The organism is uncultured Dialister sp. (genome assembly GCF_937959425.1).
Classification (GTDB): domain Bacteria; phylum Bacillota; class Negativicutes; order Veillonellales; family Dialisteraceae; genus Dialister.
Genome location: NZ_CALGPS010000005.1, coordinates 1 through 12,469, shown reverse-complemented (window position 1 = coordinate 12,469; position 12,469 = coordinate 1). Strand labels below are relative to the sequence as shown.

Annotated in this window: 11 protein-coding genes; 10 read left to right on the top strand and 1 reads right to left on the bottom strand. The window is 55.7% G+C overall.

Annotated elements, in window-relative coordinates:
* Positions 1-337 precede the first annotated feature (337 nt).
* The 3 genes from Q0482_RS00125 (at position 338) to mnmA (ending at position 3,448) form a co-directional block, all read left to right on the top strand.
* Entirely contained in the window at positions 338-1,447 is a 1,110-nt protein-coding gene (locus tag Q0482_RS00125) for a hypothetical protein (protein WP_299141895.1), read from the top strand.
* Between the two features lie 9 nt (positions 1,448-1,456).
* Positions 1,457-1,732, top strand: coding sequence for a hypothetical protein (locus Q0482_RS00120; RefSeq protein WP_299141892.1), 276 nt, complete (start codon positions 1,457-1,459; stop codon positions 1,730-1,732).
* 657 nt (positions 1,733-2,389) lie between these two features.
* Entirely contained in the window at positions 2,390-3,448 is a 1,059-nt protein-coding gene (gene mnmA, locus Q0482_RS00115; protein WP_299141890.1) for a tRNA 2-thiouridine(34) synthase MnmA, read from the top strand.
* Positions 3,449-3,499: 51 nt separating this feature from the next.
* Here mnmA and Q0482_RS00110 read toward each other — a convergent pair whose 3' ends face one another.
* A complete protein-coding gene (locus Q0482_RS00110; RefSeq protein ID WP_299141888.1) occupies positions 3,500-3,883 on the bottom strand; it encodes a type II toxin-antitoxin system HicB family antitoxin in 384 nt (127 codons plus the stop codon).
* A 196-nt stretch (positions 3,884-4,079) separates the two neighbouring features.
* On the opposite strand from Q0482_RS00110, the gene Q0482_RS00105 reads away from it, so the two are divergent.
* The 7 genes from Q0482_RS00105 (at position 4,080) to Q0482_RS00075 (ending at position 12,031) form a co-directional block, all read left to right on the top strand.
* On the top strand, positions 4,080-4,526 hold the full coding sequence (locus Q0482_RS00105; RefSeq protein WP_299141886.1) for an Lrp/AsnC family transcriptional regulator: 447 nt from the start codon (positions 4,080-4,082) through the stop codon (positions 4,524-4,526).
* Positions 4,527-4,869: 343 nt separating this feature from the next.
* Positions 4,870-5,991: a glycerate kinase gene (locus Q0482_RS00100; RefSeq protein WP_299141883.1), complete on the top strand. Its 1,122-nt coding sequence runs from the start codon at positions 4,870-4,872 to the stop codon at positions 5,989-5,991.
* A gap of 402 nt (positions 5,992-6,393) precedes the next feature.
* A complete protein-coding gene (locus Q0482_RS00095; protein WP_299141880.1) occupies positions 6,394-7,086 on the top strand; it encodes a 7-cyano-7-deazaguanine synthase in 693 nt (230 codons plus the stop codon).
* 430 nt (positions 7,087-7,516) lie between these two features.
* Complete coding sequence (gene queD, locus Q0482_RS00090; protein WP_291057323.1) at positions 7,517-7,846, top strand: 6-carboxytetrahydropterin synthase QueD; 330 nt, start codon at positions 7,517-7,519, stop codon at positions 7,844-7,846.
* Positions 7,836-8,519: a putative 7-carboxy-7-deazaguanine synthase QueE gene (gene queE / locus Q0482_RS00085; protein WP_299141877.1), complete on the top strand. Its 684-nt coding sequence runs from the start codon at positions 7,836-7,838 to the stop codon at positions 8,517-8,519. The genes queD and queE overlap by 11 nt, the downstream gene beginning before the upstream one ends.
* Position 8,520: 1 nt before the next feature.
* Complete coding sequence (folE, locus tag Q0482_RS00080) at positions 8,521-9,093, top strand: GTP cyclohydrolase I (RefSeq protein WP_299141875.1); 573 nt, start codon at positions 8,521-8,523, stop codon at positions 9,091-9,093.
* Between the two features lie 859 nt (positions 9,094-9,952).
* Complete coding sequence (locus Q0482_RS00075) at positions 9,953-12,031, top strand: PBP1A family penicillin-binding protein (protein WP_299141873.1); 2,079 nt, start codon at positions 9,953-9,955, stop codon at positions 12,029-12,031.
* The last annotated feature ends 438 nt before the right edge of the window (positions 12,032-12,469 follow it).

Genomic DNA, 12,469 nt, shown 5'->3' with positions numbered 1-12,469 from the left:
GTGGGTGGCGAGCGCAGCGAGCCGGAAGGGGTCAGCTGCCTGCGGCAGCTGATATCAAAAAGGGGCTGTGAAAAAATGATTTACATTTTTTCACAGCCCCTTTCCACAACCCTCGGGCCCACAGGGCCCGTCAAACCTAAGAACCTTAAGAACCCTCGCCCGCAGGGCGGGCGTTAACCTTCCCCTCTGAACCTTTTGAACCAGCCCGCTTCCGGCGGGCCGAACCCTTTGAACCCGGGCCGCGAAACGGCCCCTCTCTTTCTGAACCTTCCCCGCGCAGCAAATCCTGTATTATAATAAACAATATAATCTATCTGATTTCACAAAGGAGACGGTTTTGTTTTTCAAAGACAACCCTTTTTACCTGCTGGGGCTTCATACCACGGACAGCGCGGAGCGCATAGGGGAGGCGCTTCAGGAAAAACTGCATATGGCTGAAGAGGACGGGGAAAAGAGACGTCTTATGGACGCAGCCTATATCCTGCAGAAAAGCGTGAAGCGGAGCGGCGCTGAGTTTTTCTGGCTGCCGGGACTTTCAAAGGAAGAGGCCTATGGACTTATCCATCGGACGGTGGATGGGAAGGGGCTCCGGCCCTCCGATTTCCTGTCCCTTTCGCCCCTGTCCAGGGTGGTGCTGGCACTTAACGGTCTTTTTTACGGAAACGGGAATGTCCGCCTCCTCCTGAAGGAAATCTGCACCGCCTATGATCATATCCGGCCGGCTGAAGTCTCTGCCCTTTTTAACGGTGACCGCCGGCAGGCGGGCCTCTCTCTCCTGCGCAATGATTCCCATGTGGAAATGTGGAAACGGGAGCTTCCTTTTCATCTGGCAAAAGCGTCCCACAAGGCGGAAAAGGGTATGGGACTTTCCGCCTATGCTGCACTCCTCACAGAGCTGTCGGGGGAAAAGGAGTCCTTTCCCTGGCAGATGCTGGAAATGGATTATGAAGAAATGAGCCGCGGGGAGCGGGAGAAGCTGGAAAGAGACCTGGACTACAGCCTCCGCCTGACAGACCGTCATTTTCCCCAGGGGCTTCTTCTGGCGGAGGACACCCTTCGCGCATTGCAAAAACTGACAGAGCCCCTGTGTATCAGAAACGGCTCCTGGCCCATGGATACCCCCTTTCGCCGCGTGCGGCAGGCGGTGATTTTCCTTTGGGACAAAGGACGGAAGGAAGAGGGGAGGAAAATGGCAGACACCCTTCTTCCCCTCTTCCGGGAATGGCCGCCGCTTTTAAAGCAGGCGGAAAAAGACAGGAAGGATATGGCAGGGGGAAAAAGGCCTGCGCCCGAAAGGATGGCCGGCGGCCCCTCCTGGCAGAACGTGCCCTCCACCATTTCCCGCATTCCCGAAGTCAAAAGAGAAAAAGAAAAGAAATGGCCCCTTTTCCTGCCCTTCTTCCTTCTTTTCCTTCTGCTGACCCTGTATTATGCTGTTTTCCATTGAGGAGGAAACATGGATCTGGAATATTTACGAAACAAAATCATAAAACTGGTGGAAGAAAAAGGCCATCCCCGGGAACTGGGCGCCCTGGTGGCGGACAACCTGGGCAGCGAAAACACCATGATCCGCATGATCGGCTACCTCTCCCACAGTCAGCCCCAGAGCACCGAAGAAATCGCCGATGAAATGCTGGCCATCTGCGAAGACCGGGACAACTGGCGGAAAAAGAAGGAAGCGGAATTTTACCAGCAGAAATATAATCAGTATTTGTGGGAAATGAAGAAATAGGGGCGGTTATCGGCTGACCGCTGACCGCTGACCGCAATGCCCTTGCGCCCCCTTTCAGGGGGAGAGGGCCACGAAGTGGCGCGGGGGCGCCCGGCTGCAAGGCACATTGATACTCTGAGCTGAACAGCCCGCCGAAGGCGGCCTGTAAAATTCATTGCCGTCTTCGGCGGCAATCCACAACCCTCGGGCCCACAGGGCCCGTCAAACCTAAGAACCTTCGCCCGCGCAGCGGGTGTCAATCTTAAGAACCTTTTTCCTAACCCTTCTACACAACCTGCCTGCGTCAGCAGGCCACAGCCTATGGCGAAGCTATGCCCCTTTTGCGCCCAAAGGGCGCCCCCTCTGAACCCTTGGACCGGCCCCCTTTGGTGCCTGACGGCACCACCTTTCTCCTAAAGGGAAGCATGTCACTGGATTCTCAGTCGTCTACGACTCCCTACGAATCCAGTTCCTTTGCCACCCCGCAAGCGGGGGGACAATAAAATGAGGGGACGAACCCTCTGAGCCCGGGCCGCCGCAGGCGGCCCTCCTCCCCTTGCCCCATAATGATATAATGAATGAGTATCCTTCGGACTTTCACTCCGATGCGATTTTTTCGGGATTTCCCGGAATGATGGTTTATGGAAGGCAGCACTGCCTTTCGAGAAAGGATTTCAAATGACAGAAAAGAAGAAAGTAGTTGTAGCCATGTCCGGCGGTGTGGACAGCACTTTGACTGCCCGGCTCCTTCTGGAGCAGGGGTACGAGGTCTGCGGTGCTACCATGTACCAGTTTGAGGGACAGGATGAGGAAATCGAAGGGGCCAGAAGCATGGCCGATTTCATCGGCATTCCCTTCAAGGTAGTGGATGTGAGGGAGGCCTATCAGCAGTATGTGCTTTCCTATTTCATCGATGCCTATGCCAGGGGCATGACTCCCAATCCCTGCATGATGTGCGATTTCAAGGTCAAGTTCGGCCTCTTTTATGACGAAGTGCGGAAGGCCTTCGACGCTCCCTATTTCGCCACCGGCCATTATGCCCGCATTCTTTACAATCCGGAGCGGCAGAAATATGAAGTGCACAAGGGCATCGACCTGGGCAAGGACCAGTCCTACATGATGTACCATTTGACCCAGGACCAGCTGGCCCACATTATCTTCCCCCTGGGCCGCACCTTCAAAAAGGACACCCGCCGGATTTCCAAAGAAAAGGGGCTGCCCACCTATAACAAGGCGGAGTCCCAGGATATATGCTTCCTCACCAGCGAAAGCTCCTACGTGGAATTTCTGAAAAACCACGCGCCCGAAGCCTTCCGGCCGGGGGATATTGTGGATAAAAAGGGAAGGGTGCTGGGACAGCACCGGGGCATTCCCTACTACACCATCGGCCAGCGGAAGGGCCTGGGCATTGCGGCCAGGACGCCGCTCTATGTGACGGCCCTTCGCCCTGACAAGAACCAGGTGGTGGTAGGAGAAAACGATGATCTCTTCCGCACCCGTCTCCTGGCGGACGAACTCCACTTCACCGACGGTGAGGCGCCGGCGGAGGAGTTCCGCTGCCAGGCGAAAATCCGCTACGGTATCAAGGTTCATGACTGCACGGTAACTTTGGAAAGAAACGGCCGGGCAGTGGTGAAATTTGACGAACTCCAGCGGGCCATCACCACCGGCCAGTCCGTGGTATTCTACGACGATGACAGGCTCATCGGCGGCGGCACCATATTGAGAGCCCTGTAAGGCATACAAAAAAGAGCAGGAAAAGAAATTTCTTTTCACTGCTCTTTTATATTATCTCAGACCAAAGACCCGGGCGAAGAAGCCGGCCTTTCTGCCCTTTCTGGCAGAGGCAGCCCACTCGGCGGATTTGGTTTCTGCATTTTTCACTTTATAAGCCCTGAAGGCACGGTAGGAATTCATGTCTACCAGCATGACGCACACCTTGGCATGTCTCAGACGGCGCTGGAGAAGTCGTTCATCGGAAGGCAGGGGAATGGAAATTTCCTTTTCTTCCATTTCCAAAAGAGAAGCGGCCAGGGCATCCCTTGCCTTTTTTGCCGTCTCATCCATGGAACGGCCCTGGGCCTGGCAGCCCGGCAGATCCGGAAATACGGCGGTAAACATGTCGTCTTTATCATGGTGTTCAAATATGGCGGGATAGAAATATGTCATCATGTCCCCCCTTTCCTTCATCACAGACTTCTCAAAACTCGGTCGTTTATATTTTATACCATTTCGGCCTCTCCTGCCAACAGGAATTTACAGGGAATTGATAGATTTTTTACAGGGGCGGGAGGAAATGGAAGGCGGCTGTGAAAAATCCTTTTCTCCCGATGATATAATAGGGGGGAAAAGAAAGGAGGCGGTATCAGTGATTTCTAAGGAACTGGATGACACGGACAGGAAGATTATCAATGAACTGAAGAAAAACAGCCGCATATCCATGACGGAGCTGGGAAAGAAAGTGTACATGACCGGCCAGGCCGCTAAGAACCGGCTGGAACGGCTGCAGGACCTGGGGGTGGTGGAGCGGTATACGGTGAATGTGAACTGCCCCGTCTTCGGCTACACCGTCCACGGCCTTTTCACCCTGAATCCCTGCGAGGGCAGAATGGATGATTTTTACCGCTTCGTCCACACCACGGAGTACCATATCCTTCACTGCTATGAAACGGAAGGGGGATGCGTCTTCATCGACGCCCACTTCCAAAGCGAAGAAAAAAGGGATGAATTTTTGAAGATTCTCTCCTCCTACGGCCCCTGCCGCCTGCACAGGGTAGTTAAAGAAATCCACGGTATCCACCCGGTGGATGAGTGAGATAGTGAGCTGGTGAGCTGGAGAGCTGGAGTGATAGGGGGCCGCTGTCCGCTTTCCGCAAGGCCGCTCCGCAGCGCCCTTGCGCCCCCTTTCAGGGGGAGAGGGCCACGAAGTGGCGAGGGGGTGTACGAGGCTGCAAGGCACATTGATACTCTGAGCTGAACAGCCCGCCGGCAGGCGGCATATAAAACTTATTGCCGCGCAGCGGCAATCCACAACCCTCAGCGGCGCAGCCGCTGTCAAACCCAAGGACCTTCCGGCCCAAAGGGCCGGTCAATCTTAAGAACCTTGTGCGCCCTTTGGGCGCAGGACCGCCCGGCGGCCCATTACGAAAGGAGCCATCATGCACATCATCATAGCTCCGGATTCCTTCAAAGGAACCCTTTCTTCCCTGGAGGCGGGAACCATCATCAAAGAGGCGGCCAGGTCCGTCTTTCCTGCCTCTTCTGTGGACGTCCTTCCCATGGCCGACGGCGGCGAAGGGACGGTGGAGGCGGTGCTTCAGTGCACAGCGGGAGAGAAGGTATTTCTTTCCGTAAGAGGTCCTTTGGGAGAACCGGTCAATGCTTTCTACGGAAGGCTTTCCGGAAACCGGGCCATTATGGAAATGGCGGAAGCTTCAGGACTTATGCTGGTCCCTGAAGAAAAGAGAAACCCTCTCCTTACATCAACCTTTGGCACCGGCGAGATGATGGCACGCGCCATGGAAGCGGGAGCCCGCACCATTATCCTGGGCATCGGCGGCTCTGCCACCTGCGACGGCGGCATGGGAGCCATGGAAGCCCTGGGCATCCGTTTCCTTGATAAAGAGGGCAGAGAGCTGCCGGGGAGGGGCGCCTCCCTTAGGCAGGTGGAAGCGATTGAATTCTCCCGCCGCCATCCCCTCCTGGCGGAAACGGAGGTCATCGTCCTGAGCGACGTAAAAAATCCCCTCTGCGGAGAAAGGGGCGCGGCCCGGGCCTTCGCACCACAGAAAGGAGCGGACTCTGCCATGGTGGAAGAACTGGAAAAGGGCATGGTGCATTACAGGAATATACTGGAGGAAACCTTCGGGAAGAATGCAGACGCCATCCCCGGAAGCGGCGCTGCCGGCGGTCTGGGCGCCGCCCTGGCCCTCTTCCTGCATGGCCGCATGGTATCGGGAGCCGAAGAAATGCTGCGCATTGCAGGCTTTGACAAATATCTGCAGGACGCAGACCTGGTGGTCACAGGAGAAGGAAGAAGCGACGGCCAGAGCGGAGAAGGAAAAATCACCGGTGCCATAGCCAATCGCTGCAGGAAATGGAACGTCCCCTGTGCTGTCCTCTCCGGTTCCCTGGGAGAGGGATGGGAAACCCTTCTGGAGCAGGGCGCTTTTTCCGTCTGTGGGGCATCGTCTGGAGAAGAGATAGAAAAAGCCATGAAAGAACCGGGAAAGTATCTTAGAAAGGCAGCGGAAGATTTCTTCAGAAAGTGGAGGGGATAGGGAACGGCTGTCGGCTATCGGCTATCGGCTGACCGCTGACCGCTGACCGCAATGCCCTTGCAATCCCTTTCAGGGGGAGAGGGCCGCGAAGTGGCGCGGGGCGCCCGGCAGCAAGGCACATGGATACTCTGGGCTGAACAGCCCGCCGGCAGGCGGCATATAAAACTTATTGCCGCGCAGCGGCAATCCACAACCCTCGGGCCCACAGGGCCCGTCAAACCTAAGAACCTTAAGAACCCTCGGGGCAAAGCCCCGTTAACCTTCTCCCTCTGAACCCTCTGAACCCGGGCCGCTCCGCAGCCCTTTTCCCTTTGCACCCCACCCCCAAAGAGTGCTATAATACACTATATTTATATTTCTCAGTTGTCATCTGTTAACCAACTCTAAAAAACAGGAGGAAAGATGAAAAAAGCGATTATATTATCCAGCGGAGGCGTGGATTCTACCACCTGCGTTTCCCTGGCTGTTGACAGACTGGGAGCAGACAATGTTGTGACTGCTTCTATTTTTTATGGGCAGAAGCATAAGAAGGAAATCCTGGCGGCCCGGAAGGTGGCGGAGTACTACCATCTGAAGCATTATGAATTCGACCTGTCCCAGATTTTTCAGTATTCCAACTGCTCTCTTCTGGAAAATTCCACCGAGGAAATCGTACACAAGAGCTATGCCCAGCAGATTGCGGAAAACGGAGAAGGAAAAGTGTCCACCTACGTGCCCTTCCGGAACGGCCTCATGCTGTCCACCGCCGCTTCCCTGGCCGCTTCCCTTTTTGAAGACGATGACGTGGACATCTACATCGGTGCCCACGCCGACGATGCCGCCGGCGATGCCTATGCAGACTGCAGCGAACCCTTCCTCAAGCACATGGGAGAAGCCATCCGCATCGGCACCTACGGCAAAGTGCACCTGGTCTTTCCCTTCGCGGAAATGAACAAGGCCGGCGTAGTGGCCACAGGCCTCAAACTGAAGACCCCCTACGAACTTACCTGGAGCTGCTACGAAGGAGGAGACAAACCCTGCGGCACCTGCGGCACCTGCATAGACCGGGCCGCCGCCTTCGCCGCCAACGGAGTCAAAGATCCGGCATTGGATTAGCTGTCAATCGGGCGCTCGACAGTATTCCCGAAGGTTGACGCCCATATGGGCGCGAGGGTTGAGGCAGCCGACGGGCCTTACGGCCCTGGGCTGCCAGGGTTCTGTCCGGGACCGGCTGCCGACTCCCGGACTGTTTGAGGGCTGCGCCCAGGGTAGTTATATAATATCGCTGGCGAGGTGGGCGTCTCTCGGCGCCATTTTATTGCCGCCTTCGGCGGCATACATACTCATCGCCCGTAAGGGCGATACCACAACCCTCAGCCCCGCAGGGGCTGTCAAACCTAAGAACCCTCCGGACCAAAGGCCGGTCAATCTTAAGAACCTTTTTACACAACCCTTCTACACAACCTGCGGCGAAGCCGCGCCCCTTTGCGCCCAAAGGGCGCAGGACCCGGGCCGCGAAGCGGCCCCATTATGAAAGGAACAATACATGTTTACTGTAACCAAAAGAATGGAAATTTCCGGTGCCCATTTCCTGCACCTGGACTATGAAAGCAAGTGCACCAACCTTCACGGCCACAACTGGATCATCACGGTGACCGTGCAGAATGACACCCTGGACAAGAACGGCATGGTGGTGGATTTCAGCAAAATCAAGGAAATCGTGAACCAGTTTGACCACCATCTTATTAACGATGTGCTGGGCGACCTGAACCCTACCGCAGAGAACATGGCCAAGTGGATTTGCGACCATATTCCCCACTGCATCCGCGTTTCCGTACAGGAAACGGAAGGAAACGTGGCTACCTATGAGAAATAACTATGCCTACGATGACGGTCTCTTCCATGTGACCGAAATTTTCGACAGCATTGACGGAGAAGGGAAAAGGACAGGCTTCATGGCCGTTTTCCTCCGTCTGGCAGGCTGCAACCTTCGCTGCAGCTACTGCGACACCGCCTATTCCCTTACACTGGAAGACACGGCGGAAGCGCTGACGGAGGAGGAAGTGGTATCGCGCATCCGCGCGTTTCCCTGGAAGCGCCTCACCATCACCGGCGGGGAACCCATGCTTCATCCCCTTCATCATCTCTGCGAAGTGCTGGGAGAAAAAGGCTATGACATCAATATAGAAACCAACGGTGCCGTGCCCCTGTGGCGGGAGCGGCCGGAAGGGGTTTTCTACACCATGGATTTCAAATGCAGCGGAAGCGGCATGAAATCCCATATGAATCCGGACAATTTCAAACTCCTTACGAAAGAGGACGTGCTGAAATTTGTGGTGAGCTCTGAAGAGGATCTGGATGAAATGAAGGAAATCGTGAATCACCATTTCCCGAAGAACCATCATCCCCAGTTCTTTGTAAGCCCCGTATGGGGACGGATCCGGCCGGATGAACTGGTGGAATATGTAAGAAATCATCAGCTGCAGGATGTACGGGTCCAGGTGCAGCTTCATAAAATCATATGGGACCCGGACAGGAGAGGCGTTTGATATGGATTTGGAAAAACTGGAACAGGCAGCCCGGCTGATTATCGAAGCCGTGGGAGACGACCCGGACAGAGAAGGACTTTTGGAAACACCGAAGCGGTTTGCCGACATGATGGCGGAACAGTTCGCCTACACCGCCGTGTCCAATGAGGACATTGCCAGGGAATTTGAAAAAACCTTTGCCACCCCGGAAAACGACATGGTGGTGGTGAAAGATATTTCCATCTTTTCCCACTGTGAACACCACATTGCCCTCATGTACAACATGAAAGCCGCCGTAGGATACATCCCCCACGGCCGGGTCATCGGCCTTTCCAAAATCGCCCGCATTGCCGACGCCGTATCCAAGCGCTTCCAGATTCAGGAACGCATCGGCACCGACATCCGGGACATTATGAAAATGGTCACCGGCTCCCCGGACATTATCGTCTACATCGAAGGAGAACACTCCTGCATGACCGCCCGGGGCATTAAGAAGCCCGGTACAAAGACAAGAACCATCGCCTCCTCCGGCGCCTTCAAAGAAGACAGCGCCCTGAGAGGGGAATTTATGAAACTGGCCCTTGGAAGAGAGTGAGGCTGTCTGCGCCCGCAGGTTTGGCGGGCCTTTCTCCAGCAAGCGGGGGGAACTATGGATGCGGGGCATTGTGCCACATGGGACACTGCAGGAAAGCATGGAGAGGTTATTCTGCCCCCTGAATAGGGGGAAGTCCGGCGCAGCCGGATAGGGGGTGGCTGTGGAGGTCCTGCATAGGACCTCCAAGTCAGCCGAAGTTGGCCTCTAGCCTGCCCAATAAGAGGCCTTCCTTTTAGTCGGCTGACCGTGTAAGTCGGCCAATTCAGCAGAAGGGGAACATGGGGAATATGAGGCATAAGTGCCTTTTACCATTCCGTCGCTGCCCCCTTTGGTGCCTGCGGCACCACCTTTACCCAAAGGGAAGCATGTCACTGGATTTTCGGGTCGCTATGCTCCCCTACAAATCCAGTTCCTTTGCCACCCCGCAAGCGGGGGCACTATGGGCGCTAGGCAGAGGGGCCACATGGGACATTGCCCGAAGGGCAATCCACCACCCTTTGAACCCTTTGAACCTTTTGAACCCTCTGAACCCTCTGAACCCTTTTTCCCTTTCGGCCCAAGGGGGCTTGCGTTTGACAGACCCAATGGCCTGCGGGTTGTGGACTGCCGCCGGAGGCGGTATATATACTCATCGCCCCATAGGGCGATACCACAACCCTCGGCCCGGCGGGCCGTCAAACCTGAGAACCCTCAGGCCGAAGGCCTGTCAATCCTAAGAACCCTTCCCTTTGAACCCTCTGAACCCGGAAAAAGGACGCAAAGCGTCCTTTTTCTTCCTGTGGTATAATATAAGCGACTATATGCCTGCATAGCCTTCCTGGCATGCAGGGGAAAGTGATTTTATATAGGAGCGTATTATATGAAGAATTCCGATATACGACGGGAAAGACCGCCGAAGAAATCGTCCTTTGTGAAGAGGATTTTTGTATTTCTTGTGGTCATCGTCATGATTGCAGGAGCCGGAGCGGCGGCGGGTTTTTTCGTGTCCGTTTCCAAACATCTCCCTGATGTGACCGCCAATATCCAGCCTAACGCCTCATCCCGCATTTACGATGATAAAGGCCGCCTCATTACCACCGTCCATGCAGAGGAAAACCGCATTCCCGTGCCCATTACGGAAGTGCCGCAGAACCTGCAGAATGCCTTCGTGGCAGCAGAAGACGTGCGGTTCTATGAACACCACGGCGTGGACCCCCGGGGCATCCTCCGTGCCGTATGGGCCAACGTGGTTACCCGCAACGCCACCGGCCAGGGCGGCTCCACCATTACCCAGCAGCTGGCAAGAAACGCCTTCCTCACCCAGGAACAGACACTGAAGAGAAAACTCCTGGAAGTGGTACTGGCCCTCCAGATTGAAAACAAGTACACTAAGAAACAGATTCTTGAAATGTACATGAACCAGATTTACTTCGGCCAGGGATGCTACGGCATCCAGACCGCCTCCCGGGTTTACTTCGGCAAAGACGTAAAAGACCTCACCCTGCCCCAGTGCGCTATGCTGGCAGGTCTTCCCAACAGCCCGAACTACTACTCCCCCTTCCGCAGCCTGGAAGCGGCCAAGTACCGTCAGGGCATTGTGCTTGACCAGATGGCCAAGTACGGCTATATTTCCGAAGCCGACGCCCAGGCTGCCAAGAAAGCAGACCTGCACCTGGCCAAACCCCAGGCCTCCAAAGGCACCGACAGCACGGCGTCCTATTTCGTAAGCTACGTCATCCAGACCATCAGCGATAAATACGACTCCGACGCCATCTACAAAGAAGGCCTCCAGGTATATACCACCCTGGACCTGGACATGCAGAAAGAAGCAGAACAGGCTCTGAAGGCAGACCTGCCGAAAGGAAGCAAGGATGCCAAAGGACTCACCCAGCCCCAGGGCGCCCTCATGTCCATCGAAGTAGGCACCGGCCACATCAAAGCCATGGTAGGCGGCCGGGGAGAAGACCATTTCAACCGCGCCACCCAGATGGTGCGCCAGCCGGGATCCGCCTTCAAACCCTTCGTATACCTCACTGCCTTTGAAAACAAATTCAGCCCCTACGATACCGTAAGCAACGAAAAGAAAACCTACGGCGGCGGATGGACCCCGAAAAACTACGGCGGCACCTCCGGCGGACAGGTCACCCTGGAAGAAGCGCTGATTCACTCCATGAATATCCCCACCATCGACCTGGCCAATAAAGTGGGCATGAAGAAAATCCTTGACACCGCCGAAGCCTGCGGCATTTCCACCCTGGTGAAAGACGGCAAGAGAAATGATGACAACCTGGCAGCCTCCATCGGCGGCCTCACCAACGGCGTCTCCGTCTACGACATGGCCAAGGCCTACAGTGTCTTCGCCAACGACGGCAAACTCATCGAACCCACCGCCATTCTGAAAGTGGTAGATAGAAACGGCAACGTGCTGGAAGACCACTCCGGCAAACAGGAAGGCAAACAGGTAGTCAACGAAAATGCAGTCTACCGCCTCACCAGCATCCTGGAAGAAGTCATCTCCCGCGGCACCGGCGGCAACGCTTACATCGGCCGCACCGCAGCCGGCAAGACAGGCACCACCGACGACGAACACGACGCATGGTTCGTAGGCTACACCCCCGAACTGGTCACCGCCGTATGGATCGGCGACGATACCAATACAAACGCCGGCTACACCGGCGGCACCGTCCCTGCAGCCATCTGGAGAGACTTCATGAAACAGGCCCTCTCCGCCTACAAGACCAAGTCCTTCTCCGTCCCCGAATCCGTCCGCGCCGAACTGGCCAAAGCCAGAGCCGCCCAGGCAGCCAAAGAAGCGGAAGCCAAGAAGAAAGAAGACGACAAGAAGAAAGACGATAAAGCGGCTAAAGATAATAAAAACGCCGGAAACAAACTCCTTGACCGGATTACCGGCAAGAATGCCGCAAAACCATCAGAGTCCGACAGCAATAAGACCAACTGATACAAAAAGAGCAGCCCTCCCATGGGGCTGCTCTTTTTGCCGCTGCCGGCTGGAATACTATGGATATGTGCTGCATGACACCGCAGGCAAGCGTAGAGAGGTTATTCTGCCCCCTGAATAGGAAGTCCGGCGCAGCCGGATAGGGGGTGGCGAGCTGAGCGAGCCCATGCCGCCGAAGGCGGCCCATCCAGCAGAAGGGAACATGGGGAATATGAGACATAAGTGCTTTTTACCATTCCGGCGCTTCCCCCTTTGGTGCCTGACGGCACCACCTTTCCCCCGCAAGCGGGGGCACAACAAAGCTCCACGAGGCTGTAATCTCATAAGTCGCTCTATGCTAAGCGCGGGTTGTTCTGCCCCCTGAATAGGGGGAAGTCCGGCGCAGCCGGATAGGGGGGTGCGCCCGGCATGGGTGTAATCTAATGGGTGAAAGTCCCT